At 64.3% G+C, this 23902-nt stretch carries 22 protein-coding genes and 1 tRNA gene; 16 read left to right on the top strand and 7 right to left on the bottom strand.

The genetic code is table 11. The features are described 5' to 3' along the window. The first annotated feature begins 269 nt into the window (after positions 1–269). The 5 genes from phaC to lptG all read left to right on the top strand — a co-directional run bounded on the left by phaC (position 270) and on the right by lptG (position 6092). Positions 270–2042: a class I poly(R)-hydroxyalkanoic acid synthase gene (gene phaC / locus RXV95_RS02360; RefSeq protein ID WP_338468614.1), complete on the top strand. Its 1773-nt coding sequence runs from the start codon at positions 270–272 to the stop codon at positions 2040–2042. A gap of 170 nt (positions 2043–2212) precedes the next feature. Then, on the top strand, positions 2213–3067 hold the full coding sequence (locus tag RXV95_RS02355) for a phasin family protein (protein WP_338467423.1): 855 nt from the start codon (positions 2213–2215) through the stop codon (positions 3065–3067). 163 nt (positions 3068–3230) lie between these two features. Continuing rightward, on the top strand, positions 3231–3626 hold the full coding sequence (gene clpS, locus RXV95_RS02350; protein ID WP_338467422.1) for an ATP-dependent Clp protease adapter ClpS: 396 nt from the start codon (positions 3231–3233) through the stop codon (positions 3624–3626). A gap of 119 nt (positions 3627–3745) precedes the next feature. After that, the gene (gene lptF / locus RXV95_RS02345; RefSeq protein ID WP_338467421.1) at positions 3746–5002 is read left to right on the top strand and encodes an LPS export ABC transporter permease LptF; all 1257 of its coding nucleotides are present in this window, start codon (positions 3746–3748) and stop codon (positions 5000–5002) included. Further along, positions 4992–6092, top strand: a complete 1101-nt coding sequence (gene lptG, locus RXV95_RS02340) for an LPS export ABC transporter permease LptG (protein WP_338467420.1) — start codon at positions 4992–4994, stop codon at positions 6090–6092. The genes lptF and lptG overlap by 11 nt, the downstream gene beginning before the upstream one ends. A 4-nt stretch (positions 6093–6096) precedes the next feature. Here lptG and RXV95_RS02335 read toward each other — a convergent pair whose 3' ends face one another. Beyond that, on the bottom strand, positions 6097–7344 hold the full coding sequence (locus RXV95_RS02335) for an MFS transporter (RefSeq protein WP_338467419.1): 1248 nt from the start codon (positions 7342–7344) through the stop codon (positions 6097–6099). A gap of 137 nt (positions 7345–7481) precedes the next feature. Further along, entirely contained in the window at positions 7482–8573 is a 1092-nt protein-coding gene (locus RXV95_RS02330; protein WP_338467418.1) for a fatty acid desaturase, read from the bottom strand. A 111-nt stretch (positions 8574–8684) separates the two neighbouring features. Here RXV95_RS02330 and RXV95_RS02325 point away from each other — a divergent pair, with 111 nt between their 5' ends. The 3 genes from RXV95_RS02325 to RXV95_RS02315 all read left to right on the top strand — a co-directional run bounded on the left by RXV95_RS02325 (position 8685) and on the right by RXV95_RS02315 (position 11569). After that, positions 8685–9842, top strand: a complete 1158-nt coding sequence (locus RXV95_RS02325; protein ID WP_338467417.1) for an N-acetyltransferase — start codon at positions 8685–8687, stop codon at positions 9840–9842. 107 nt (positions 9843–9949) lie between these two features. Next, positions 9950–10396, top strand: a complete 447-nt coding sequence (locus RXV95_RS02320) for a response regulator (protein WP_338467416.1) — start codon at positions 9950–9952, stop codon at positions 10394–10396. Positions 10397–10771: 375 nt separating this feature from the next. Continuing rightward, the gene (locus RXV95_RS02315; protein ID WP_338467415.1) at positions 10772–11569 is read left to right on the top strand and encodes a response regulator; all 798 of its coding nucleotides are present in this window, start codon (positions 10772–10774) and stop codon (positions 11567–11569) included. Between the two features lie 61 nt (positions 11570–11630). Here the strand turns inward: RXV95_RS02315 and RXV95_RS02310 are convergent, their stop codons facing one another. Next, the gene (locus tag RXV95_RS02310) at positions 11631–13322 is read right to left on the bottom strand and encodes a CHASE domain-containing protein (protein WP_338467414.1); all 1692 of its coding nucleotides are present in this window, start codon (positions 13320–13322) and stop codon (positions 11631–11633) included. A gap of 248 nt (positions 13323–13570) precedes the next feature. Here RXV95_RS02310 and RXV95_RS02305 point away from each other — a divergent pair, with 248 nt between their 5' ends. The 3 genes from RXV95_RS02305 (at position 13571) to RXV95_RS02295 (ending at position 15728) form a co-directional block, all read left to right on the top strand. Further along, a complete protein-coding gene (locus RXV95_RS02305; RefSeq protein ID WP_338467413.1) occupies positions 13571–13768 on the top strand; it encodes a NepR family anti-sigma factor in 198 nt (65 codons plus the stop codon). Continuing rightward, entirely contained in the window at positions 13761–14360 is a 600-nt protein-coding gene (locus RXV95_RS02300; protein ID WP_338467412.1) for a sigma-70 family RNA polymerase sigma factor, read from the top strand. Before RXV95_RS02305 ends, RXV95_RS02300 begins: the two co-directional genes overlap by 8 nt. Positions 14361–14486: 126 nt before the next feature. Beyond that, entirely contained in the window at positions 14487–15728 is a 1242-nt protein-coding gene (locus RXV95_RS02295) for an AI-2E family transporter (protein ID WP_338467411.1), read from the top strand. A gap of 67 nt (positions 15729–15795) precedes the next feature. Here the strand turns inward: RXV95_RS02295 and RXV95_RS02290 are convergent, their stop codons facing one another. Together RXV95_RS02290 and RXV95_RS02285 are read right to left on the bottom strand one after the other, a co-directional pair. Then, positions 15796–16410, bottom strand: coding sequence for a superoxide dismutase (locus tag RXV95_RS02290; protein WP_338467410.1), 615 nt, complete (start codon positions 16408–16410; stop codon positions 15796–15798). A 123-nt stretch (positions 16411–16533) separates the two neighbouring features. Further along, on the bottom strand, positions 16534–17856 hold the full coding sequence (locus tag RXV95_RS02285; protein WP_338467409.1) for a dicarboxylate/amino acid:cation symporter: 1323 nt from the start codon (positions 17854–17856) through the stop codon (positions 16534–16536). A 124-nt stretch (positions 17857–17980) separates the two neighbouring features. Here RXV95_RS02285 and glmM point away from each other — a divergent pair, with 124 nt between their 5' ends. From glmM to thiD, 3 genes are all read left to right on the top strand, one after another. Further along, a complete protein-coding gene (glmM, locus tag RXV95_RS02280; RefSeq protein ID WP_338467408.1) occupies positions 17981–19318 on the top strand; it encodes a phosphoglucosamine mutase in 1338 nt (445 codons plus the stop codon). 113 nt (positions 19319–19431) lie between these two features. After that, entirely contained in the window at positions 19432–19656 is a 225-nt protein-coding gene (locus RXV95_RS02275; RefSeq protein WP_338467407.1) for a DUF1272 domain-containing protein, read from the top strand. Position 19657: 1 nt separating this feature from the next. After that, the gene (gene thiD, locus RXV95_RS02270; RefSeq protein WP_338467406.1) at positions 19658–20479 is read left to right on the top strand and encodes a bifunctional hydroxymethylpyrimidine kinase/phosphomethylpyrimidine kinase; all 822 of its coding nucleotides are present in this window, start codon (positions 19658–19660) and stop codon (positions 20477–20479) included. A gap of 19 nt (positions 20480–20498) precedes the next feature. Here thiD and RXV95_RS02265 read toward each other — a convergent pair whose 3' ends face one another. Beyond that, positions 20499–21368, bottom strand: coding sequence for an LOG family protein (locus tag RXV95_RS02265; protein WP_338467405.1), 870 nt, complete (start codon positions 21366–21368; stop codon positions 20499–20501). Between the two features lie 232 nt (positions 21369–21600). After that, positions 21601–21674 (bottom strand) — tRNA-Gln (locus RXV95_RS02260). Between the two features lie 229 nt (positions 21675–21903). On the opposite strand from RXV95_RS02260, the gene RXV95_RS02255 reads away from it, so the two are divergent. Then, positions 21904–23202, top strand: coding sequence for a Ppx/GppA phosphatase family protein (locus RXV95_RS02255; protein ID WP_338467404.1), 1299 nt, complete (start codon positions 21904–21906; stop codon positions 23200–23202). Further along, entirely contained in the window at positions 23199–23861 is a 663-nt protein-coding gene (locus tag RXV95_RS02250; RefSeq protein WP_338467403.1) for an RlmE family RNA methyltransferase, read from the top strand. Before RXV95_RS02255 ends, RXV95_RS02250 begins: the two co-directional genes overlap by 4 nt. Positions 23862–23902 lie beyond the last annotated feature (41 nt).

The raw sequence follows: 23902 nt of genomic DNA, 5'->3' as shown, positions 1-23902 counted from the left end.
ACGCGAAGTCGCCGCACAAGAAAACGTCCTTGGCTTGCGCTTTTCGGAAATGCCGTTGCGCAAAAGGACGGGGTCACAATCGCGGGACGGCAATGTATAAGCCAGGGGCAACGCCTTTCCAGGGAGCGACCATGCCAGCCGACAATACCGGTTCCGCGGACACCACCCATCCTGACGACGCAGCGCGGGAAAACGCGGTTTTCGAAGATATCGTCCGCCAGCAGGGTGAAGCGTTCCACGCATTCTTCGCGCCGTTCATCGGGGACGAGATGAGTCGCCTGCCCGAACCGGGAGACGTCCAGCACTGGGGCATGTCAGCCGCCAAGTTGCAGAAAATGTGGCTGGATTTCGCAGCGGACCAGGCCGGCAAGGCCGAACCGGCGCTGTCGAAATTCGCCGATCCATCGGCCTGGGCGTCGATGGCCGCCGAATGGTGGAAGCTGATGCCGGTCGCCCAGGCGGAAGTGCAGCAGATCCTTTGGGAAGAAAGCCTTGCGCTGTGGACGTCGATCCTGGGGCAATACGGCATCGGCCCCGAAGCGAAGGACAAGGAGGATGAACCGGAACTTCCGCGCAAGGACCGCCGATTTGCCGATCCGCGCTGGCGCAAGCAACCGCTGTTCGCGCTGATCCACCAGACCTACCTCCTGCTGGCCGAGCGGCTGATGGCCATGGCCAAGGACGTGGAGGGGCTGCCGGAGGACAAGAAGACCCAGCTGGCCTTCATCACAAAGGTCATCACCGACGCGCTGAGCCCGGCGAACTTTCCCTTCACCAATCCGCTGGTGATCGAACGCACGCTGGAAACGAAGGGCGAAAACCTTGTTACCGGCGTCGAACACCTGCTGACGGACATTTCGCGCGGGCAGCTGACCCACACCGATCTTGGCGCCTTCGAACTGGGGCGCAACATCGCGATAACGCCGGGCAAGGTGGTGCATGAAACGCCGCTGTTCCAGCTGATCCAGTACAGCCCCACCACGGATGAGGTTTTCGAAACGCCGCTGGTGATCTTCCCGCCGTGGATCAACCGGTTCTACATCCTCGATCTCAATCCGAAGAAAAGCTTCATCCGCTGGGCGGTCGAACAGGGCGTGACGGTATTCATCGTGTCCTGGAAATCGGCCGATGCCAGCATGGCGGACGTGACCTGGGACGATTATGTGCACGCGCAGATCGAAGCGATCGACGTGGTGCGCGACAGGCTTAAAGTGCCGTCGGTCCACACCATCGGCTATTGCGTTGCCGGCACCACCCTTGCCGCGACGCTGGCCGTGCTGGCGCGGCGCAAACAGGCAGGCAAGGTGAAAAGCGCCACGTTCTTCACGGCGCAAGTCGATTTCGAGAAGGCGGGCGACCTCAAGAACTTCATAGACGACCAGCAGCTGAAGATGCTGGAGGGCCTGCAAACGGACGGGTATCTGGACGGACGCTGGATGGCGGCCACGTTCAACGCGCTGCGCGGCACGGACCTTATCTGGAACTATGTCGTCAACAACTACCTGATGGGTGAGGAATACCCGGCGTTCGACCTGCTCTACTGGAACGGGGATACCACCAACCTGCCCTGCAAGTGGCACCAGGCCTATCTGAAGGATCTCTATCGCGACAACCGGCTGGTCGTGCCCGATTCGATCGTGGTCGACGGAACGCCGGTGGACCTCAGGCGGATCAAGACGCCCTGCTATATACAAGCGGGACGTGAGGACCATATCGCCCCGGCGGAAAGCGTGTGGAAGCTGACCCGGCACCTTTCCGGCCCTTACCGGTTCGTGCTGGCCGGATCGGGCCACATCGCGGGCGTGGTCAACCCGCCCGACGCGCACAAGTACCAGTACTGGCTGAACGACAAATCGCCCGACTCGCTGGAAGAATTCGTATCCGGCGCAAAGGAGACGAAGGGCAGCTGGTGGCCCGACTGGATCGAGTGGCTTGCCGGGCAGGCGCCGGAAAAGGTTGCCGCCAAGGGCAAGCGCAAGCCCGGCGGGCGCGGCGACAAGGTGATCGAGGACGCGCCGGGCCGCTATGTGAAATCCAGGTAGTCTCGCCTTCGGAAAAAGCGAGTTGACGGCGTCGTCCGCAAGGTGGCGGGCGGCTTATTGTGCACTGCACAAAATTCCTTGACTTCGCACCTGCGATAGCCTATTTCGCACTGCAGCAATGGTCGGACGAGTTGGGTCGCCCGGCCGGAGTTGCTGGAATGGAATTTCGCATGAGCACCGAAACCGACAAGGCCGACGCAGCCGCCGAAAAGGCCTATGCCGAAGCATCCGCCAAGGTGGACGTGAAATCTGCCGAGGCCAAGCCGGTCGAACTAGAGGCCGTTGAGACCAAGGCGGTTGAAGCCGCCCCGGTTGAAGCCCCTTCGGTTAAAACCAAGGCCGAAGCGCCGGCGTCAAAGCCGGCCAAGGCGAAGACCGCGAAAGCCGTAAAGCCTGTCCGGGCGAAAACGGCGCCAAAGGCTGCAAAGCCTGCCGCAAAAGCCGCTCCCGCGCCGCGCAAGGCGAAGAAGGCGGCTCCCGCTCCCGCAAAGCCTGCTGCCGCGAAAGCCGCGGCCAAGCCCAAAGTCGTACCGAAGAAGACAAAGCCGGCAGCCCCCGCCAAGCCGGCTTCCAGCAAAGGAACATCGATCATGACCACCACCACTGAATTCACCGCCAAGTTCGAAGAATCGATGAAGGACATGCAGGAACGCGCCAAGACGCTGTTCGAGAAGGGCCAGACGGCTTTCTCCGACGTTCCCGAATTCGCCAAGGGCAATGTCGAGGCGATGGTCGAATCGACCAAGATCCTCGCCGCCGGCCTGCAGGACATGGGCAAGAGCTATGTCGAGGAATCGAAGTCGGCTTTCGAAACCATGACCGCTGACGCCAAGGATCTCGCCGCGGTGAAGTCGCCCAACGAGTTCTTCGAAAAGCAGACGGCGCTTGCCCGCAAGAACTTCGATGCCGCGGTCGCCGCGACCTCGAAGAACAGCGAAGCGATGCTCAAGCTGGTCAACGAAGCGTTCCAGCCGCTTTCGACCCGCGTCAGCCTGGCTGTCGAAAAGATGAAGAAGGCCGCCTGATCCAGGGCGCCCTGCCGCCGCCGGAACACCCGGCGGACGGTTAACCGGACCAATCGAGCGGGCCGGGTGGCAATATGCCACCCGGCCCGTTTACCTGTCGGCAAGCCCGGATGGGCCATGTCCCCCTTGTTTGGCGGCCATGGCAATGCGATATTCCTGCGTGATGACTTTCAACCCCGTTCCATATCCGGGCGACAGCCTGCCCCTGCGCCTTGTCCGTGCGGCCGACGGCGACGACGATAGCGGTTCGAACGCGGGAGGCGACGGCCAGGTCGGCATCGCCACCAAGACCCGCACCCGCCCGAAGAAGCCCAGCATGTTCAAGGTGCTGATGCTGAACGACGATTACACGCCGATGGAATTCGTGGTGATCGTGCTGAAGCGCTTTTTCCACATGGATCTTGAACAGGCGACGCGCGTGATGCTTCATGTCCACCAGCGCGGCGTGGGCGTTTGCGGCGTCTATCCCTATGAAATCGCGGAAACCAAGGTGAACCAGGTGATGGATTTCGCGCGCGAGAACCAGCACCCGCTGCAGTGCACGCTGGAAAAGGCCTGAACGCCGCCGGCACAGGTCCGGTCGGGTATCCGGTCCGCCTTGTGCGCTTTCTGGCATGACCTGATCGGTTCGCCGCGCTATAGGCCGCCGTCCAGCCCCATTTCCCGCACGGCAGCCCCTTGAAGTTCCTCACCGCCACAGACCGTTATATCGCCCGGCTCGTGCTGGTGCCGATGCTGGGCGTGTTCGTGCTGGCCGCTTCGCTGCTGATGCTCGACAAGATGCTGCGCCTGTTCGATTTCGTGGCGGCGCAGGGCGGGCCTGTGACGGTCGTGTTCAAGATGCTGGCGAACCTTTTGCCCGAATATGCCAGCCTGGCGATCCCGCTGGGCCTGATGCTGGGCATCCTGTTTGCCTTTCGCAAGCTGGCGATGAGTTCGGAACTGGACGTGATGCGCGCGGTAGGCCTTTCCTACACCCGCATGCTGCGCGTGCCCTATCTGTTCACGATCGCGCTGGCGCTGCTCAACCTCGCGATCGTCAGCTATGTCCAGCCGCTGGCGCGCTATTACTATGAACAGCTGAATTTCGAGCTTCAGTCGGGCGCGCTGGGCGCTTCGATCAAGATCGGCGAATTCAATACGCTGCAGGACAAGACGGCGCTGCGCATTGACGAAAGCCGCGACGGCGGACGCGACCTACGCGGCATTTTCGCCCGCGTCGCCACCTCGACCGGGGACACGATGGTCGTAACCGCGCGAGAGGGGCGCTTCTTCGCCAACCGCGACGCGCCCGACACGGTTATCCTGCGCCTGTCGGACGGGCAGATGGTGCAAAGCGGCCCCGGCATCACGACGCCGCGCGTGCTGAGCTTTACCAGCCAGGATCTTCCGATCGACCTGCCCAGGGTGGAACGGTTCCGCAAGCGCGGCGGGGCAGAGCGCGAATATTTCCTGCCCGAACTGCTGCGGATCGGCTGGAGCGACAATTCGACGCCGCTGGTGCGGGCCGAAAGCCGCGCCAGCCTGAACTACCGCCTTGTAGAAGTGGTGATGATGCTTTTGCTGCCGCTTCTGGCGGTCGCGCTGGCGGTGCCACCCAAGCGATCGAGCTCGGCGCTTGGCGTGTTCCTGTCGATCGTGATGGTCGTCGCCTATCACAAGGTGAACCAGTACGGGCAGGATGTGGCCTCGCTGGGCCGGATCGACCCGATGCTGGCGCTGTGGGTGCCGTTCGTGCTTTTTGCCGCGCTTATCGTGTGGATGTACTGGCGCATCGCCTATGTCCCCGGCGGGCAGCCGATCGGCGGGCTGGAACGCGTATTCGCCAAGGCCAGCCATGCGCTGAAGCGGCTTTTCGCCCGCCGGCGTCTGCCGGCAGACCATGCCCCCCGCGGCCCGGCGCAACAGCAACAGGGAGATGCCGGTGCAGCTTGATTTCATGCCTTCGCGCACGATGACCTTGTACATGGCGAAGATGTTCGCGCTGCGCATCGTGGCGGTGCTGCTGATGCTGGTGATCGTGCTGATGATGCTCGACCTTCTGGGCGAAAGCGGCAAGATCCTTGAATTCCCGGGCAATGGTCAGGCCCAGTTGCTGACGTATGCGGGGCTGCGCTTCCCGCAACTGGTTTCGCGCTTCCTGCCCTATTCCGTCCTGCTGGCAACGATCATCACGCTGATGACGCTGAATCAGAACAGCGAAGTTATCGCGATGAAGGCTTCGGGACTGTCCGCGCACCAGGTACTGGCCCCGCTGTTCATGGTCGCCGCCGTCACATCGCTGGTGACGTTCGGCTTCAACGAACGCGTCGTGACCCGCGCGACCGCGACGCTGAAAGCCTGGCAAGCGGTCGATTACGGCAAGATCCCCGGCGAGAGCGAAGTGCGTCCCAACGTGTGGCTGAAGGACGGCGACAACATCATGTTCGCCAAGGCCGTGTTCGGCGAAGGCACGGCCATGCGCATGCAGGACGTGAACTGGTACCAGCGCGATCCTTCGGGCATGGTCACGCGCATCGTTTCTGCAAAGACCGCGACATTCGCCAACCCCGGCTGGAAGCTGGAAGACGCCGAAAGTTTCGACGTGCAGAGCGCGCAATCGAAGAAGCTGGCAACGCCGGTTATCCTGGGCAAGGGCGTGATGCCGGTGCAGGTGCTGATCAGCAAGACCGATGCCGATGCCGAATCGCTGTTCCGGCTTTCGCGATCGATCTCTGCCATTCGCGAAGCGGGATACCGCACCAGCGAACTTGACGCGAAGTGGTGGCACAAGCTGTCAGGCCCGCTTTCCGCGCTTCTGATGCCGCTGCTGGGCGCGGTCGCCGGGTTCGGCCTCGCGCGGTCGGGCACGCTGTTCGTTCGCGCGGTAATCGGCATGGCGCTGGGCTTTGCCTATTTCGTGGTCGACAACGCGGCGCTCGCGATGGGCAACTTCGGCGGCTATCCACCGTTCCTGGCGGCGTGGGCGCCGTTCTTCCTGTTCCTGCTGATCGGCGAGACGGTGCTGATCCGTACCGAAGAATAGCGCCCTATTCCTGAACGCGGTCGGAGGCGGGTGGAACGTCTGCCTCCAGCGCGCCGCCGCGCATCCAGTGCAGGACCGGCACCGCCAGCAAGGCGCAGGCCGTAAGCGAAACCAGCGCATCGGTCAGGAACGCGCCGCTCAGCCCGCCAAGACCGTACCCCCGCCCGTCGATCGCCTGCATATAGCTGATCGGCACGGCCACCGCCGCACCGAGCACGGCGAACTGCGTGGACGCAACCGGGCTGTCCGGTGCGATGGACCGGAACATGATCGCGTTCTGGATGGTGAATGCGGCGGTCTGGAACACGTTTTGCGCCACCACCGCGAACACGAACGTTTCCGGCGTGCGCGGCAGCAGCAGCGTTGCCAGCGTGACGCTTGCCCCCACCACCCCGGTCGAAAGATAGAACACCGGCGCACGCACATGGCGCAGGATCGCCCCGGCTACGAGCGAGGTCAGCAACGAGGGGACCAGCACGCCCCAGCCCGAAACCCACGCGACCGTATCGGGCGACGCGCCAAAGTCCTGCCCGATCCCGCCGAACATATTCGTCAACGCGAATGACGCGCACGGCAACACGAACAGCAACATCAGCCGGCGCATCGGCGCCTGGCGCAACAAGGCGCCCACATCGCGCGCCAGCCGGCCGAAACTTTCGTTCAGCTGGCTTGCCGCCTCCCTTGGGGCGGGCGGTAACAGCAACAGTGGCAGCGGAACGAGCAGGACCAGCCCCGATGCGAGGAAGGCCAGCGGATGCGGCAGGCTCTGATAGAACCACATGTTCACCGCCGCCCCTATGCCGAAGCCGGCGCCGTTGCCGATGTTGAACCACACCGCAAGCTGGCCGTCCGCCTCTTTGGGAAGGCTCGCGCCGAGCCAGCCACCCAGCGCGGACACATAGAGCGCAACGCAGAGCTGCGCGGCAAGGACCAGCGGCACCAGCACAGAAAAGTTGCCCAGCGTGAACATCGCCACGGTGCTGAGGACGGCGGCGAGCGGCCCGAACATCCATGCATAGGCGCGGCGGGTGAACCGGACGTCCAGGATCGGCGCGATCAGGACAACCGCGAAAGCCGGGATCAGGCCGATCGCCGTTACCGTGGAGATGTCCGTTTCGGGCACACCGCGCGCCGCCAGAAGTTGGGGAATGGTGACCAGCAACAGCGCGCCGTTAAGGCCCAGCGGTGCGTTGGCAAGCCCCATAAGCCATACAGGGGCGAGCTTCCTGGGGGGTGCGGCAGTATCGTTCATGCGGCCTCGTCTCGACACGCGCCACATGGCGCCATTGCCGACCGTCCCGCCGATACTCCCGAACCCTGCCTAGCCGATCAGGCTGTGCGCCGCATGAACATTCTGCACGCGCGCGATTCGCGAGGGCGCGAAATCGCTCAACGCCTGATCATCGTGCTCCTCACCAGCCGGACGACCAGTGGCGGAAGGCTGGGATAGTTCGACTTTTCATACGTCGAATCGGCGCCAAGGTGCGCGACCAGGCGACGGTGCGCTTCGCCCAGCGAGTGATAGGGCATGCTTGGCAGCAGGTGATGCAGCGCGTGGAACCGCAGGCCGACCGGCGCCCACAGCCCGCCCATCGCGCGCGTGGGCGGCACGTTGACGGTATCGAGATATTGGCCGGTCACCGTCATCGCATCGCCTTCGTTCTCCCACAGGTGGGCAACAAGCGTGCGCACCTGGTTGAGCAGCGCGACCAGAGAGACGACGGCGATGCCCACCGCCAGCGGATACCACGTGTGCGTGGCGGACCAAGCGAGAATGAAGATCGCCCAGGCCGATGCGCCCAGTTCCTGCCAGAACACCATTCGCGCGAAATCGCCTTCGGGCGGGCGGCGGCGGAAATCGGGGTTGATCGACAGTGAAGAGGCACGTTCCCACACCAGCTTGCGCAGCGGCGGGATCACCGCGCCCAGCGGCACGAGGATTGCCGAACGGATCAGCAGCCCGACCGGCAGAAGCAGCGCCGAAAGCACGAACAGCGGCAAGGTCCACGGCTTCATCAGCGCCAGCGGCAGGTATTCGGGATCTTCCACCGTGCCATAACGCACGCGCGTGTGGTGCAGCGTGTGCACGCCTTCGTACATGAACGAAGGGATCAGCATAGGAATGCCCAGCAACAGGTTCCAGGCGAAGCGGAAGCCGGGCAGTGCGTTCTTGTGGATGTGCGTCAGTTCATGGATGAACAGCAACGCGCGATACAGCGCGAGCGCGGAAAGCAGCCCCAGCAGGACCGCGACGACGGGGCTGTTTGCCAGGATAGCACCTGCCAGCGCGCCATAGCCCACCGTCACCGAAACGAGCATGTCGGGCCAGTATATTCCGGGCCGGGCGGTGGCGATGTCGCGCGTCAGCTCTACCGCGGCGCGCAGCATCTCCTTGTCGTCCGGCGTGCCGGCAAGCCCGCGCGGCAGCCGCGGTGTGGCGGCGGCCGGCGAAGTGTGGTCAAGAGTGTCGCTCGCAATCATGGTTCGTATCCGAAAGACCCGTGCCGGCATATCGCGTCCGGCTTGACATTGTGCCGGAACCATACGCAGGGCACCGGCAGACGCCCCCTAGAAGCAAACAAAGGCAAGATCGTGGCCACAAGCGAAGTAGTGATCACTCCTGTTTCGAACAAGGCCGAGCGCAAGCAGTTCGTCGACCTTGCCTATCGCCTCAATGCGGATGATCCCAACTGGGTGCCGCCGCTGCGCATGGAGGCGATGGAACTTGTAACGCCGGGGAAAAACCCGTTTTTCGAACATGCCGACGTCGAACTTTTCATCGCCCGGCGCGGGGCAAGGCCGGTCGGCCGCATCTCCGCGCATATCGATCGCATGGCGCTGACCATGCCCGCCGAACAGGGCATGGGGCCGGGCACCGGCAACTGGGGCCTGCTGGAAGCCGAGGACGAAGAGATCGCCCACGCACTGATCGCAAGGGCGGAAGACTGGTTGCGCGCCAAGGGCATGACGCGCGTGCTGGCGCCGCTTTCCATGTCGATCTGGGAAGAACCGGGCCAGCTTGTGCGCGGTCACGACCAATCGCCGACGGTGATGATGGGCCACCAGCCGAAACGCTACCAGGACTATATAGAGGCACTGGATTACAAACCCGCCAAGTCCTTGCTGACGTACGAACTGGACATCACGCAGGGTTTCCCCCCGCTGATCCAGCGCATCGTCACCTCGGGCGAAAAGAACAAGCGCATCAAGGTGCGCAAGGTCGACAAGAGCAGGTTCGACGAGGAAGCGGCGCTGATCCTCGATATCCTGAACGATGCATGGTCGGACAACTGGGGGTTCGTGCCCTTTACGGACACGGAAATCGCCTATGCCGGCAAGAAGTTCAAACCGATCGTCCACGAAGACCTGATCATGGTCGCCGAATACGATGGCGAACCCGTGGCCTTCATGATGACGCTTCCCGACCTTAACGAAGCGATCAAGCCGATGAACGGCAGCCTGTTTCCGTTCAACTGGGCCAAGCTGCTGATGTGGCTGCGCAAGCCGCGCGTTCGCACCATGCGCGTGCCATTGATGGGCGTGCGCAAGAAGCTGCAATCGTCGCGCCTCGCCAGCCAGCTTGCCTTCATGATGATCGAATATATCCGCCGCAACGCAGCCGCCGGATATGGCGCCACGCGCGGCGAGATCGGCTGGATCCTTGACGACAACCAGGGAATGGTCGCCATCGCCGATGCGATCGACAGCCACGTGAACCGCGAATACCGGATCTACGACAAGGCGCTCTGAACAACTGCCCGAACGGCTTTGCCAGCGGGAACCGTGGCGGCTGCGCGCACGTTCTGGTTATGATGAAGGCGGCCTGCCGGCTGCGCCGCGCGGGAGTTTTCACGAATATGCCGAACAGGGGTTGGCCGAACGGGAACGCAAGGCCGCCACGCGCTGTACCGCTGGGTCGCGCGCTCATCGTCGAAGACAACGCCCTGCTCGCGCTGGAGATGGAACAGGCCCTGCTGGATGCCGGTGCCGAATCGGCGGCCACCTGCCCCGACGTTGCCGGCGCGATGCGCGAGATAGAGCGGCACCAGCCCGATATCCTTGTTCTGGACGTGACGCTGGCAGACCGCGGAGACGGCTGGGCGATTGCCGTGCTTGCGGTGGAAACAGCCATCAATCCGCCGCTGATCATCTTTTCCACCGCACAGCCCGATCGAATCCCCCGGCAGATTCGCGACCTTGGCCACGTTCTGGAAAAACCGTTCGCAATGGAGGATCTTGCCACCATCGCGCGCAAGCACGCGCGACGCGGAAGCGGACTGAGATCGCTGCTGCGAAAGGCGTGAGCGCACAAGCGGCTGATTCAAGGCTTTTATTTCAAGCCAGGCCGATCACGAAATGGGAAAAGAAAAGAAAAAAGGCCCCCACCTGTCGCCGGCGGGGGCCTTTCGGGATCGTATCACCAGCCGCTTGGACGGGAGGGGGGGTCTCGGCCGGTGACAAGGCCATAATGAACAATGTGAAGTTGCGTTCCCGTGACAGAAAAAATTTTTTCGAGCGGGCCAGTCCGATTTGCCGATCCGGCCAGATTTGCAATCCGGATTGAACGCGCGCGCTGCGGTTGCCACATCATGTGCCTTGCCGAACAAATCCGGTTGTCCGGGAACAAGTCCGGTCTGGCTGCGTTCGCGTAACCATCGACAGACCGGGAAGGGGTATCGATGTCGCTTGGGACAAAGATCGCAAATGAACTTCCGTTTCTCCGCCGCTATGCGCGTGCCCTGACGGGGTCGCAGGCCGCGGGTGACGCCTATGTCCGTGCCACGCTGGAGGCCGCGCTCGCCGACGATGCGCTGCGCGCCGACATCGGCGAAGGCCGGGCCGAACTCTACCGCGCGTTCAACCGCGTGTGGTCCAGCGCCAATGTCGACAGCGTGCTGTCCACTGGCGAAGGCGAAGGATCGCTGGAAGCCGCCGCGCAGGAACGCCTCGGCCGTATCACGCCGCGCAACCGGCAGGCTCTTTTGCTGACCACGCTGGAAGATTTCTCTATCGCGGATACCGCCAGGATCATGGATTGCAGCCAGGAAGAGGTTGAGCACCTGGTTTCCGACGCGGTTTCCGAAATCGATCGCGAATCGGCAACGTCGGTACTGATCATCGAGGACGAACCGCTGATCTCCATGCAACTGGAAGACCTTGTGCGCACACTGGGGCACGACGTTTGCGGAATGGCCGCCACGCGAACGCAGGCGCGCGATATCGTGGCAGAGAAAACGCCGGGACTGGTGCTGGCGGACATCCAGTTGGCCGACGGCAGCTCTGGCGTCGACGCGGTCGACGATATCCTGGCGATCGAAAGCGTGCCGGTGATCTTCATCACCGCCTATCCCGAACGGCTGCTGACCGGCGACCGCCCGGAACCGACCTATCTGGTAACCAAGCCGTTCCAGGAAGCGACCGTGCGCACCGCGATCAGCCAGGCGCTGTTCTTCGGTTCGAGCCGGCCGCTGGACTGACGGGCGAACCGGGCCGGCTCAGCCGCGCCCGAACAAGGCCGCCGGCCAGACCCTCGTCCTTTCAGCCCTCTTCGCGCTTTTCGCGAAGCGCGAAGGCGGCCTGGCGCACCCGCACCGGGATGAACAAGCTGCATCGCACGCCTTCAGGCGTGAAGCGCAGATCCACCGGGTTGCGCAGTTCGTGGGCGACGATCTTTTCGATCAGGTCGGTTCCGAAGCCGCGCTTGCGCTGGACGGCCGGATCGATCGGCGGCCCGCCGCGCTCTATCCATTCAATCCGCGCCAGGTCTCCGGTCACCAGTTCCCAGTTTACCGCAACGCTGCCGCCTTCCACGCTCAACGCGCCATACTTGGCGGCGTTGGTCGCCAGCTCGTGGATCGCAAGGCCCAGCGACAAGGCATCGTTGGGGGCCAGTTCCACTTCAGGGCCGTTCAGCACAAGATGCCGGTCTATATCCTGCGCATAGGGCGCCATCTCGGCCCGGATCACGGCTTCGACCGGGGTGGAACCCCAGCCCGACTGGGTGAGGAGGTCATGCGTGGCGGACAGCGCGCGAATGCGGCCTTCAAGGCTGTCCGCAAAGCTGTCCAGGTCGGTGGCCCGGCGCTTGGTAAGGGTGATGATCGAAAGCACGTTGGCCAGCGTGTTCTTCACCCGGTGGTTCAGTTCGCGGGTCAGCGAATTGCGGATCGACGATTGCTGCTCGAACCAGGCGAGCGCCAGCCGGTCTTCGGCGGCCTGCCGTGTCGCAAGGCGCGAAAGCACCATCAGCAACGTGGCCACAAGCAGGCCGAACAGCAGCGTCACGACCGACATCATGCCCAGCACCGGCGACCCCTGGGCCTGCACCTCAAGCGTCCATTCATCATTCGCAAGCCGGATGCGCCGGGTGGCGATACGATCGGAAGGGTCGCTTACCGGAAATTCGGCCAGCAGGTTATCCGGCGACGGATCGCCATCGTACAGGCGCACGCCGACAGCGCCCAGACGTGTCGTATCTATGGCCGATTCCACGAATGTCCGCGCGTTGAACGGACTATAGACGTAACCGCGCAGCTTACGCGCCCGATCGCTTCCGCTTGTTGAATAGACCGGCATGTAGATCAGGAACCCGGGCGCCCTGCCCTGGCCTTCCTGCAACAGAACAACCTTGCCGCTGGCCGTGGGCCGGCCCGAACTCGCCGCCTTGATCATCGCGGCGCGGCGGGCAGGCTCGGAAAACATGTTATAGCCGATCGCGCGGCGGTTCCGGGCGGTATCGGGCTGCAGATACATCACCGGGACCGCATAATCGTCGTTCCCAGCGGGAAGCGGCGAGATGTGGAAATCGCCGCCGCCCTGGCGCCGCATCGCCTGTTCCACCGTTGCGATGTCCTTGCGGTCCACCTTCATCGCCCAGCCTATGCCGTCGGCGCCAAGGAAGTTGCCGCCCAGCCGCAATTCGGAAATGAACGTGCGGAACAGTGGCGCCGGCACCACCTGCTGCGTTGCGAACAACGCGGCGCCCGACCGCAGGTATGCGGCGCTGGCGTTTGCGCGGCGCTCCAGCCCGGACGCAATCGTTTGTGCGGTTTGGGAAAGCTGGGCGCGTTCGCGCTGCGATTCCGCGCGCTCGATCGCGGAAACGCTGATACCGGTAACGGCCATGGTCAGGAGGAATATGCCGACCGGCAGCCCGCGCGGAAAACGTTCATACCAACGGGGGGCGCGGTACCGCGGGGCGAATGCCCCTTCCACATCGACGCCTTTCACGTTCGATCATCCCCCGCTTCAGGCCCGAACAGCACCAGCAGTTGCAATTTTACCACAAGAGCACCTATGCGTGCACTTGTGGGAACAACGCTTGGCCAGTTTCGTTCCACTATGCAAACCGGGCCGCGCAGACAATTCGGGCACTTGCCCGGATTGATGGCGGTCCGGCTTCTCCAGCCCCGCTATCCCGGTCGGCTGAGTGGTACAACGTGTCCAGGGTTCGACTGTCCGGAAGTACGACTGTCTCGATGGGGGGCCAGAAACAGGCGATGGCGGAAAAGAAGTCCAGGAAGGTCAAGATGGATCAATGCGAAAAGCCCGATCGGGCCAAAGCCCCGGAGTGGGCGCAGGGTTTGCGACGGCTTTACGATTCCGTTGTCGAGGAACCGCTTCCCGACAACTTCGCCAAACTTATCGAACAGCTCGACAAGGACGCCCATGACTGACGGCGGCGCGCCGCCGGCGACGGCGGAATTCAAGCGCGAACTTACCGGGGTCATACCGCACCTGCGCGCCTTTGCGCGCGGCCTTTGCGGGCGTCCCGACATGGCGGACGACCTTGTGCAGGAAACGCTGATGAAGGCCTGGGCCGCGCGCGCGCGGTTCGAACCCGGCACCAGCATGCGCGCGTGGACATTCGTTATCCTGCGCAATGCCTATCTTACCGACATGCGGCGCAACCGCTTCCGCGCCGACTATGACGAGACGGTGGCCGAACGCATCCTGACGGCGCCGCCGGGACAGGAAGATCCGCTGCACCTGTCGGACATGCATCGCGCGTTGCTGACCCTTCCGCCGGAACGGCGCGAAGCGTTGCTGTTGGTGGGCGCGGGCGGCTTCAGTTACGAGGAAGCGGCCAATATCTGCGATTGCGCGGTGGGCACGATCAAGAGCCGCGTCGGCCGGGCGCGGGCCGCGCTGTCGTCCATGCTGGACGAAGGCGCCATCCCCCGCCGCTCGACCGGCGACGCGGTGGCCCACGATGCGATCATGGAAGAGCTGGACGGCGCGGTCCATTCCGACACCGGCGAGGGGTGACTGACGTTCCGCTGACGGTGCAATGATCGCAGCGCCTTGCCAGACCCGCGCACCGCAAGGTATTGTGTCGCCCTTGGCGAACCGTGATGCGCACAGTGCGGATCGCAGCCATTCGAGCACCTGCAGATGAACGACCAGTCGCCCACCGGACCCGCCACTTCCGACGCGGATTCCGGCTTGCCGGAACCTGTTGTGGCGATGGATCCGGCCACCCGCCTCAATTCCACGCTGGTGCTGCTGCTTGGCCTGGGGCTTTTCCTGGCCCTTCCCTTCGTTCTTTCGACCGGATCGGTCGTATTCCTGCCACCGGTGACGGCCATGATCCTGACCATCGTGCTGTCTCCGCTGGCGGACCGGCTGGTGCGGATCGGCCTGCCCAACCTCGTCGCGTCGTTCGTGGCGATCATCACGATGCTGGCGCTGGTCATCATGGCGCTGGGGCTGATCCTGCAGCCCGCCTATGTGATGGTGGACCAGGTTCCGGCAATGGTCCGCGCCACCAGCGAGCGGTTCGAACAGTTGCAGGGCAGTTTCCACTGGCTGTCCGAAATCAACCGCCAGATTTCGCGCCTTGCCGGCCATTCCAGCCGCGAGGTCGTTCTCGCCTCGCCATCGGTCATCGAACAGCTTGCGCTCGCCACCCCTTCGGTGGTGCTGGAAGTGCTGCTGACGCTGCTGATGGCGTTCTTCATGATAGAGGCGCGCATAAGGATGAAGCGGCGCCTGCTGCTGGAACGGCACAGCTTTGGCGTTTCGCTGCGCATGGCGCGCGTGATGCGCGACGTGCAGGACCGCGTGGCGTCCTATATCCTGACGGTCGCGCAAGTGAACCTGGGCGTCGGGATCATCGTTGCGGCGGGTGCATGGGCCTTCGGAATGCGCGCGCCGATCATGTGGGGCGGCCTTGCCTTCGTGCTGAACTTCCTGCCCTATATCGGCCCGCTGACGATGATGGGCCTGCTGGGCGTGGTTGGCCTGGGCACGGCGGATTCGGTGCTGCTGGGCCTTCTGCCCATGCTGGCCTTCCTGGGGCTGCACGCGATCGAATCCAACCTTGTCACGCCTTCGATCCTGGGCGCGCGGTTCACCATCAACCCCGTCATCATTTTGATCGGGATCAGCTATTTCTCATGGATATGGGGGGTTGTCGGCGCCCTGCTTTCGATGCCGATCCTGCTGGTCATCGCCGCGCTGTTCGAACACCTGGGGCGGCCCAACATCGTGGGCTTCCTGTTCGGAGAGCCACTGTTCGAGCCGGGAACGGATTCGCTTCTGTTCGATCCGCCGCACGGCGACCCGTCCCGCGAAGACGGGCGGGGCGCACCAAACGAAACGGCGGAGACCGCGAAGGCCCCCGCCGCTTCATGATCTGAATTTCCGATCCGGCTGCATCCGGCCCGATATTGTATCGGACCGGTGTCAGGCCGGGTCGCGATCAGGCCGGATAGGCCCACGCCTTGCCGCGCGCCAGGTTCTCGGCCGCGAAATCCCAGGCGAGGTGTCCGTCCACCACGGCCGCAAGGTAGTCCGGACGGACATTCTTGTGGTCGAGGTAATAGGCATGCTCCCACAGGTCGATGACCAGCAGCGGCGTGCCCGAAAGCGAGGTGAAGCTTGCCGCGTCGTGCGTCTGCTCGACCGCCAGCTTGCCGTCCTTCGCGGTCAGCCAGACCCAGCCCGAGGCGAAGTGGCCGGCGCCCTGCGCCTTCAGCTCGTCCTTGAGCTTGTCCAGCGAGCCGAACGAGGCGTCGATCGCGGCGGCAAGGTCACTGGACGGTGCCTGCGCCGACGGCGAAAGGCTCTTCCAGTAGAAACCGTGGTTCCACGTCTGGGCCGAATTGTTGAACAGGCCCTTGTCACCCTTGGCTTCGGCAGCGGCAATCACCTCTTCCAGGCTCTTGCCGGCAAGGTCGGTGCCGTCGACGGCCGCGTTGGTCTTGTCGACATAGGCCTTGTGGTGCTTGCCGTGGTGCGTCTGCAGCGTGGTCGCCGAAATCGCGGGGGACAGGGCATCCTCTGCGTAAGGGAGGGGCATCAGGGTGATCGCCATGGCTCTCTTTCCAATTTATCTTGCGTTGAGGGTTCCTTCGTCCGAACGCATGGCGCGCCGGGCGCGTTCCGGAAATAGGGTCCGTTCATGTCAGGGCAAGGGCAAAGTGCCTGCAATTGCGTTTCAATCGCCTCCATTTCCCGCGATCTTGCCCGCCCCGCCCTCGGTCGGTCCGTGCGTCAGGCGATCGACCGAGGCTGTAACCGCGACGTCCATCGTCACGTTGCCGACGGTGCGCATCAGATCGGGCAGCATCTCCACCGCGACAAGGATAGCCAGCGGCGCCACCGGCACCCCCATCGCGATCGCGATAGGCCCGACCGACGCGACATAGCTGAGCGCGCCGGGCAGGCTGACCGAACTCAGCGACACCAGGATCGCCACGATCCAGCCCGAAGCCATCAACGCGGGCGAAAGCGGCACGTTGTACCAGTTCGCCACATAGATCACGACCGCAAGGTTCATCGCCGGACTGGTCGCGCGGAACAGCGCGACGGCCAGCGGCATGACGAATTCGCCCGTGCTTTCGCGCACGCGCATCTCGTGGCAGGCATCGAGCATCACCGGCAGCGATGCGAGCGAGGACTGCGTGGAAAGCGCGAAGACCTGGACCGGAACCATCGCCCTTGCGAAAACGGCAGGGCCGCGACGCGCCACGGCTGCGGCGAGGATATAGCCCCCGATCAGCACGACGCTGCCCGTCAGAACCACGATCCCCACATAGTGCGCGAGCGCCCCGATCGCCGCCGCGCCGCTGTGCGCGGCAACCGTAAGGCTCAACGCGAAAACGCCGACCGGCGCGGCTGCCAGCACCCAGCCGATGATGACCAGCATGGCCGAAGCGACCGCATGGAAGAACGTGACGAGATGTTCGCGCTGGCGGCCCACCAGCCGCGTCGTCGCCAGCGCGAAAACCGATACGAACAGGATCAGCGGCAGCATCCGGTCATTCGCCGCCGCGCTAATCACGTTCGTCGGCACGATCGATTCAAGGTACTGCGCCATGCCCGGCATTTGCGTTGCTCCGGGCGTCGCCGCGGCGGCATTTCCCAGCGCCGCGCCCGCGCTTCCGGGGATCGGCAAGGCGGCCAGCAGCGCGGGCGTGACGAACATCGGCACCGTGGCGCTGAAGGCGAGCACCGCAAGGAACAGGCCAAGGCTGCGCCGCGCCATGGCCCCCGCACTGGCAAGGGCGACCGTCTGCACCACACCGGTAAAAAGCAGCGCGGCCACCAGCGGCACGATGGTCGCCTGCAAGGCCCTGAGCCAAAGCGAGCCCACCGGCCCGGCAACGGCCAGAACCGGCGGCAAGGCGGAAGGCGCGGCGAAGGTGAGAACAAGGCCTGTCGCCAGCCCGCCGGCCAGCGCGGCAAATGTCAGCGCGGCCGGGACATGGGCAATTTGCGGCAAGCCTGAGGGTTGCGGATCTGTAACCGGTCGGTTCATGTCCCGGTGACATTAGTCGTATAGGTCGGCATAGCAATGGCGACTGGGCAATGGCGAGTGGGCAACGGAGCGCGGGCGATGCGGAACGGTATTTCACGCGCAGGAACGGCCCTGAAGGAGCACAATGACGCGTAAGTTCTTCGGCACGGACGGAATCCGCGGGCGCACCAATGCCGGCGTGATTACCGCGGCGACGGCGATGAAGGTAGGCCAGGCGGCCGGCGCCTATTTCCAGCGGGGAGACCACCGCCACCGCGTGGTGATCGGCAAGGACACGCGCCTTTCCGGTTACATGATGGAAAACGCCATGACGGCGGGCTTCACCAGCGTGGGGATGGACGTTGTGCTGCTTGGCCCGATGCCCACGCCCGCCGTGGCGATGCTGACCCGGTCCATGCGCGCGGACCTTGGAGTGATGATCTCTGCCAGCCACAATCCGTTCGAGGACAACGGCATCAAGTTGTTCGGCCCCGACGGGTTCAAGCTTTCGGACGAGGCGGAGCTGGCGATCGAGGCGATGCTGGGCCGCGAGCTTGAGCTTGCCGACGCGGGCGAAGTGGGACGCGCCCGCCGGATAGAGGACGCGCGCGGACGCTATATCCACGCGGTGAAGGCATCGCTGCCCGATGCGGTGCGGCTGGACGGGCTGCGCATCGTGGTCGATTGCGCGAACGGCGCGGCCTATCACGTCACGCCGTCGGCCTTCTGGGAACTGGGCGCGGACGTTATCGCAATCGGCGTAGAGCCCGACGGCAAGAACATCAACGCGGGCGTCGGCTCCACCCATCTTGACGCGATCAAGGCCAAGGTGAGCGAAGTGCGCGCCGATATCGGCATCGCGCTGGATGGCGATGCCGACCGGCTGATCGTGGTCGATGAAAAGGGCAAGACGGTCGATGGCGACCAGATCATGGCGCTGATCGGCAGCCAGCTGGCCGCGCGCGGCACCTTGCGCGGCGGCGGCGTGGTGGCAACGGTGATGTCGAACCTGGGGCTCGAACGGTTTCTGGGCGGCCAGGGCCTCGATCTTGTCCGGACGGCAGTGGGCGACCGTTACGTTCTGGAAAAGATGCGCGCGGGCGGCTTCAACGTGGGGGGCGAGCAGTCGGGCCACATGATCCTGGCCGATCATGCGACCACGGGCGACGGCACGATCGCCGCACTTCAGGTGCTGGCCGCGCTTGTCACCTCGGGCAAGCCGGCCAGCGAATTGCTGCACCAGTTCGACCCGGTGCCCCAGCTTTTGAAGAACGTGCGCTTTTCGGGCGGAAAGCCGCTGGACGATGCCAAGGTGAAGCAGGCGATAGCCGATGCCGAAGCCGACCTGTCAGGCAAGGGTCGCCTTGTCATCCGCCCCTCCGGCACCGAACCGGTGATCCGCGTGATGGCCGAAGGCGACGACGAGGGGCAGGTGCACCGCGTGGTGGAATCGATCTGCGAAGCGGTGCGCAAGGCGGCGTGATATTTCCGCCGGCATTTCCGGTTTGGCATCACGTCCGCAGGGCGGGCTGGTGCCGCCCCGGCAGGCCAAGCTATAGCGCATGAGACGCTTCTCCAGACTGCCGGAAAACAAAAATGCTTGAAATGCGGCCCGATTGCGAACGCTGCGGAACGGACCTGCCCGCGCAGGCGCCAGGCGCGTTTATCTGTTCGTTCGAATGCACGTTCTGCGCCGAATGCGCGGAGGCGCTGGACGACCGCTGCCCCAACTGCGGCGGCGAGCTGATGGACCGGCCCACACGCAGCAAGGCGCTGCTGGAACGCCATCCGGCATCCACCACGCGCAAGTACGGGGGCTGACATGGCCATACCTCGCATCCTTGTGATCGCCGGATCGGATTCGGGCGGCGGCGCGGGCATCCAGGCGGATATCAAGACCGTCACCATGCTGGGCGGCCATGCTATGACGGCCATTACCGCGATCACCGCTCAGAACACGCTGGGCGTCACCGCGGTTGAAGCGCTGTCACCCGAAATGGTTGTCGCACAAGTCGATGCCTGCGTTTCGGACATCGGCGTGGACGCCGTGAAGATCGGCATGCTCGGCTCGGCCGCGATTGCCGAAGCCGTCGCCGACCGGCTGACGGACATCGGCGTGCCGGTGGTGTTCGACCCGGTGATGGTTTCCACCAGCGGCAGCGCACTGGCAGACGGGGCGACGGTTGCCGCCTTCGAGCGGCTGATGGCGCTGGCCACGCTAACGACGCCGAACCTGCCGGAGCTCGCCGCGCTGGGCGGGCTGGACGCGGTGCGCCCGAAGTGCGCGAACCTGCTGGTGAAAGGCGGCCACGCCGACGGGGACGAGATTGCGGACGTGCTCCACACCCCCTGCGGCAACCGGACCTTCCGCTCTCCGCGTATCGATACCGTCCACACCCACGGCACCGGCTGCACGCTGGCAAGCGCGATTGCCACCGGGCTGGGCGAAGGACTGCCCGTGGACCTGGCGGTTGAACAGGGCATCGCCTTCGTGCAGCAGGCAATTGCCCATGCGCCGAAGATTGGCCGGGGCAACGGCCCGCTGGGGCACGCGATGGGCCGCGTGCCGTTCTACGATACGCTTGCCGCCTTGGATGCGGACGGCCGGTGCGCGGCGGACTTCGCCGCGAAGTGGAGCGCCTGATTCGCGCTCCGCAGTCGCGTCAGTCGCAATCCACGTCGTAGAAATCGGTGACGATCTTCCAGGCCTCGTCCGCCGTCTCGACCCAATGGAACAGCTCTAGATCCTTGTGGTTGATAACCCCTTCGTCGGCCATGAACCCGAAATCGATCACGCGGCTCCAGTATTCCTTGCCGAACAGAAGAATCGGGATCGGCTGCATCTTGCCCGTCTGGATCAGCGTCAGCAGCTCAAGGAATTCGTCGAGCGTGCCAAAGCCGCCGGGGAACACAGCCACCGCGCGGGCGCGCAGCAGGAAGTGCATTTTCCTGAGCGCGAAATAGTGGAACTGGAAAGAAAGGCGCGGCGTCACGAAGGTATTCGGCGCCTGTTCGTGCGGAAGAACGATATTGAGGCCAACCGATTCGGCCCCCGCGTCAGCGGCGCCACGGTTCGCAGCCTCCATGATCGAAGGCCCCCCGCCCGAGCAGATCACGAACTGGCGCATGCCCTTTTCCACCACCGCGCATTCGCTGGCGATCTTCCCCAGCTTGCGCGCTTCGGCATAGTATTTCGCCTTGGCGGCCAGGCGTTCCACCTGCGCCTTGCGTTCGGGCGTGGTCGCGCTTGCCAGCGCGGCGTCCACGTCTTCGGGCGCGGGGATGCGGGCGGACCCATAAACGACGAGCGTGGAGCCGATGCCCGCCTCGTCCAGCAGCATTTCCGGCTTTAGCAGTTCAAGCTGGAAGCGAACGGGGCGCAGTTCTTCGCGCAGCAGGAACTCGGTATCGCGGAAGGCCAGCTTGTATGACGCGCTTTGTGTCTGCGGCGTCGTCTTGGCGTGGGATTCGTCGAAGCCGGCTTCCTGTTCGGCCTTGTAGAACTTGCGGTTGAGGAGTTCCTTTTCGGTCATTCTTTTCTCGTTGCCTGTTGTTCTGTCTTTGCCCGTGGATGCGCCATTGTCCATTGATTTCGGCGCAGAATACCGGAAGGCGGTTACACCTTCCGGTCATACGATCAACGCGGCAGGAAGCGCGGCGGTTTCCACGCAATATGCGCAAAGGTCAATGGCAGACAGCGCTTCGCTGACCGGCTATGCCCTGGCTGGGGAGTGGATTCCCGGATCATGGTGAGGCGCGAGAAACTGGATGCCCCGCGAGGATTCGAACCTCGATTGACGGAGTCAGAGTCCGTAGTCTTGCCATTAGACGACGGGGCAACGAGGGGCGCCCTTTATGGCCCATGCCGGTCCGAGTCAAGCAAGCCCGCGCAATCGATTCCTCCGCCTACCTCTTGTACGCAACAGGCTGCGCCTTGCCGCCGCTGCAATGCCTCGCTAGCATGTCGGCAAGTCACCGGCGCGGATGGCGCGGCCGGGAAAAGATAAGCGATTGCATGACATGGCGGACAACGAACCGCCGGCGAGGGGCGGGCAAGCGCATCCGGATATGGCAGGGACCAAGGATCGGCCCCGCAAGGCAAAGTCTTCCGGAAAGCGCGATGCACCCCGTGGAACCGGCGCCGGACAGAACAGGAACAGGACGGCCCCGGCCGGCCGCGCCCCTGCGCCGGAAAATACGATCCCCGCAAAAGGGGGCGGCCCCACGAAGATCGACATTCCGGCGAAAACCGGCGCTTCGGGCCAGAAGCCGCGGCACATACCCGCGCATCGCGGCCGACAGGCCTATGCCGCGATCGACCTTGGCACGAACAACTGCCGCCTGCTGATCGCGCGCCCATCGGGCGAACACTTCGTGGTGATCGACGCATTCAGCCGCGTGGTCCGGCTGGGCGAAGGACTGGCGCATACCGGGCGCCTGTCTGACGCGGCAATGGACCGCGCGCTGGGTGCGCTGCGCGTCTGTGCCGACAAGCTGCGCAAGCGCGGGGTGCACCTGGCCCGATCGGTGGCGACGGAAGCCTGCCGCCGGGCCGCCAACGGCGATGCCTTCATCCAGCGGGTTCACCGCGAAACGGGAATTCGGCTGGACATCATCACCGCACAGGAAGAAGCCCGGCTGGCCGTGCTGGGCTGCCACATCCTGCTGGAAACCGGCGAAGGCCCGGCGATGATCTTCGACATAGGCGGCGGATCGACCGAACTGGTTCTGGTCGACAGCAGTGAAACCGTGCCCCGCATCCTTGACTGGCAAAGCGTGCCCTGGGGCGTCGTTTCGCTGACCGAAAGCATCGGGCCGATTGCCGATTCGCCCGATGCGCGCGCCACTGCATACGAACGGATGCGCCGCTGCGTGCGCGATAGCTTCGAAGCTTTCGAAGGGAGGATCGCGCCCCTGCGTGCACGCGGCGTGGACCAGGACAACATCCGCCTGCTGGGAACCAGCGGAACGGTAACCACGCTGGCAAGCGTCCACCTGGGCCTGCCGCAATACGACCGGCGCGCTGTGGACGGCCTGATCGTGCCATCCGCATCAATGCGCGAAATCAGCGCGCGGCTTGCCACACTGTCTCCGGCAGAGCGAACCGGACTGCCCTGCATCGGCCGTGAGCGTGCCGACCTGGTGGTGGCGGGCTGCGCGATCCTTGAAACGATACTGGATCTCTGGCCCGCCGCGCGGCTGGGCATTGCCGACCGGGGCATTCGCGAAGGCATCCTGCGCAGCCTGATGGCGGCAGAAGGGGATGCCGAACGCAGTCTGGCCGCCCTGCGCAAATCAAGACAACCGCCCCCCGAACCGGCCGATACGGGGCAGGCCAGAACCAGACAGGGACAGGAACGCGCATGAGCCGGTCGGGACGCAATCCGGGGGAGCGGCTGAAGACCGCGAAGAAGCGCACCGCCTCTTCCGCGCGCTGGCTTTCGCGCCAGTTGGCAGACCCTTACGTGAAGCAGGCGAAGGCCGAAGGCTATCGCAGCCGCGCCGCCTACAAGCTGGCCGAACTGGATGAACGCTTCGGCCTGCTGAAAGGTGCGAAGCGCGTGGTGGACCTTGGCATCGCGCCCGGCGGATGGAGCCAGGTCGTGCGCCAGCGCGCGCCGCAGGCCAGGATCGTGGGGATAGACCTTCTGCCCACCGAACCGATCGAAGGCGTGACGATCTTCGAGATGGACTTCATGGACGATGAAGCCCCCGCCGCGCTGGAAGGCGCGCTGGACGGGCCGCCCGACCTTGTCCTGTCCGACATGGCGGCGAACACCGTGGGTCACAAGCAGACCGATCACCTGCGCACGATGGGGCTTGTGGAAACGGCGGTGGACTTCGCCATCACCACGCTGGCGCCCGGCGGCGCTTTCGTGGCCAAGGTCTTCGCGGGTGGGACGGACACCGCGCTGCTCAATATCCTGAAAAAGAACTTCACCAGCGTGAAGCACGCGAAGCCCCCCGCCAGCCGCAAGGGCAGTTCCGAATGGTACGTGATCGCGCAGGGCTTCAAGGGGTGCTGACGCGCAGCAAGGGGTAACGACGGCGGAAAGGGGCAACCCTC

The organism is Novosphingobium sp. ZN18A2, from assembly GCF_036784765.1.
GTDB lineage: Bacteria > Pseudomonadota > Alphaproteobacteria > Sphingomonadales > Sphingomonadaceae > Novosphingobium.
The sequence above is the reverse complement of the archived record's forward strand: the minus strand, read 5'-3'. Positions and strand labels throughout refer to the sequence as shown.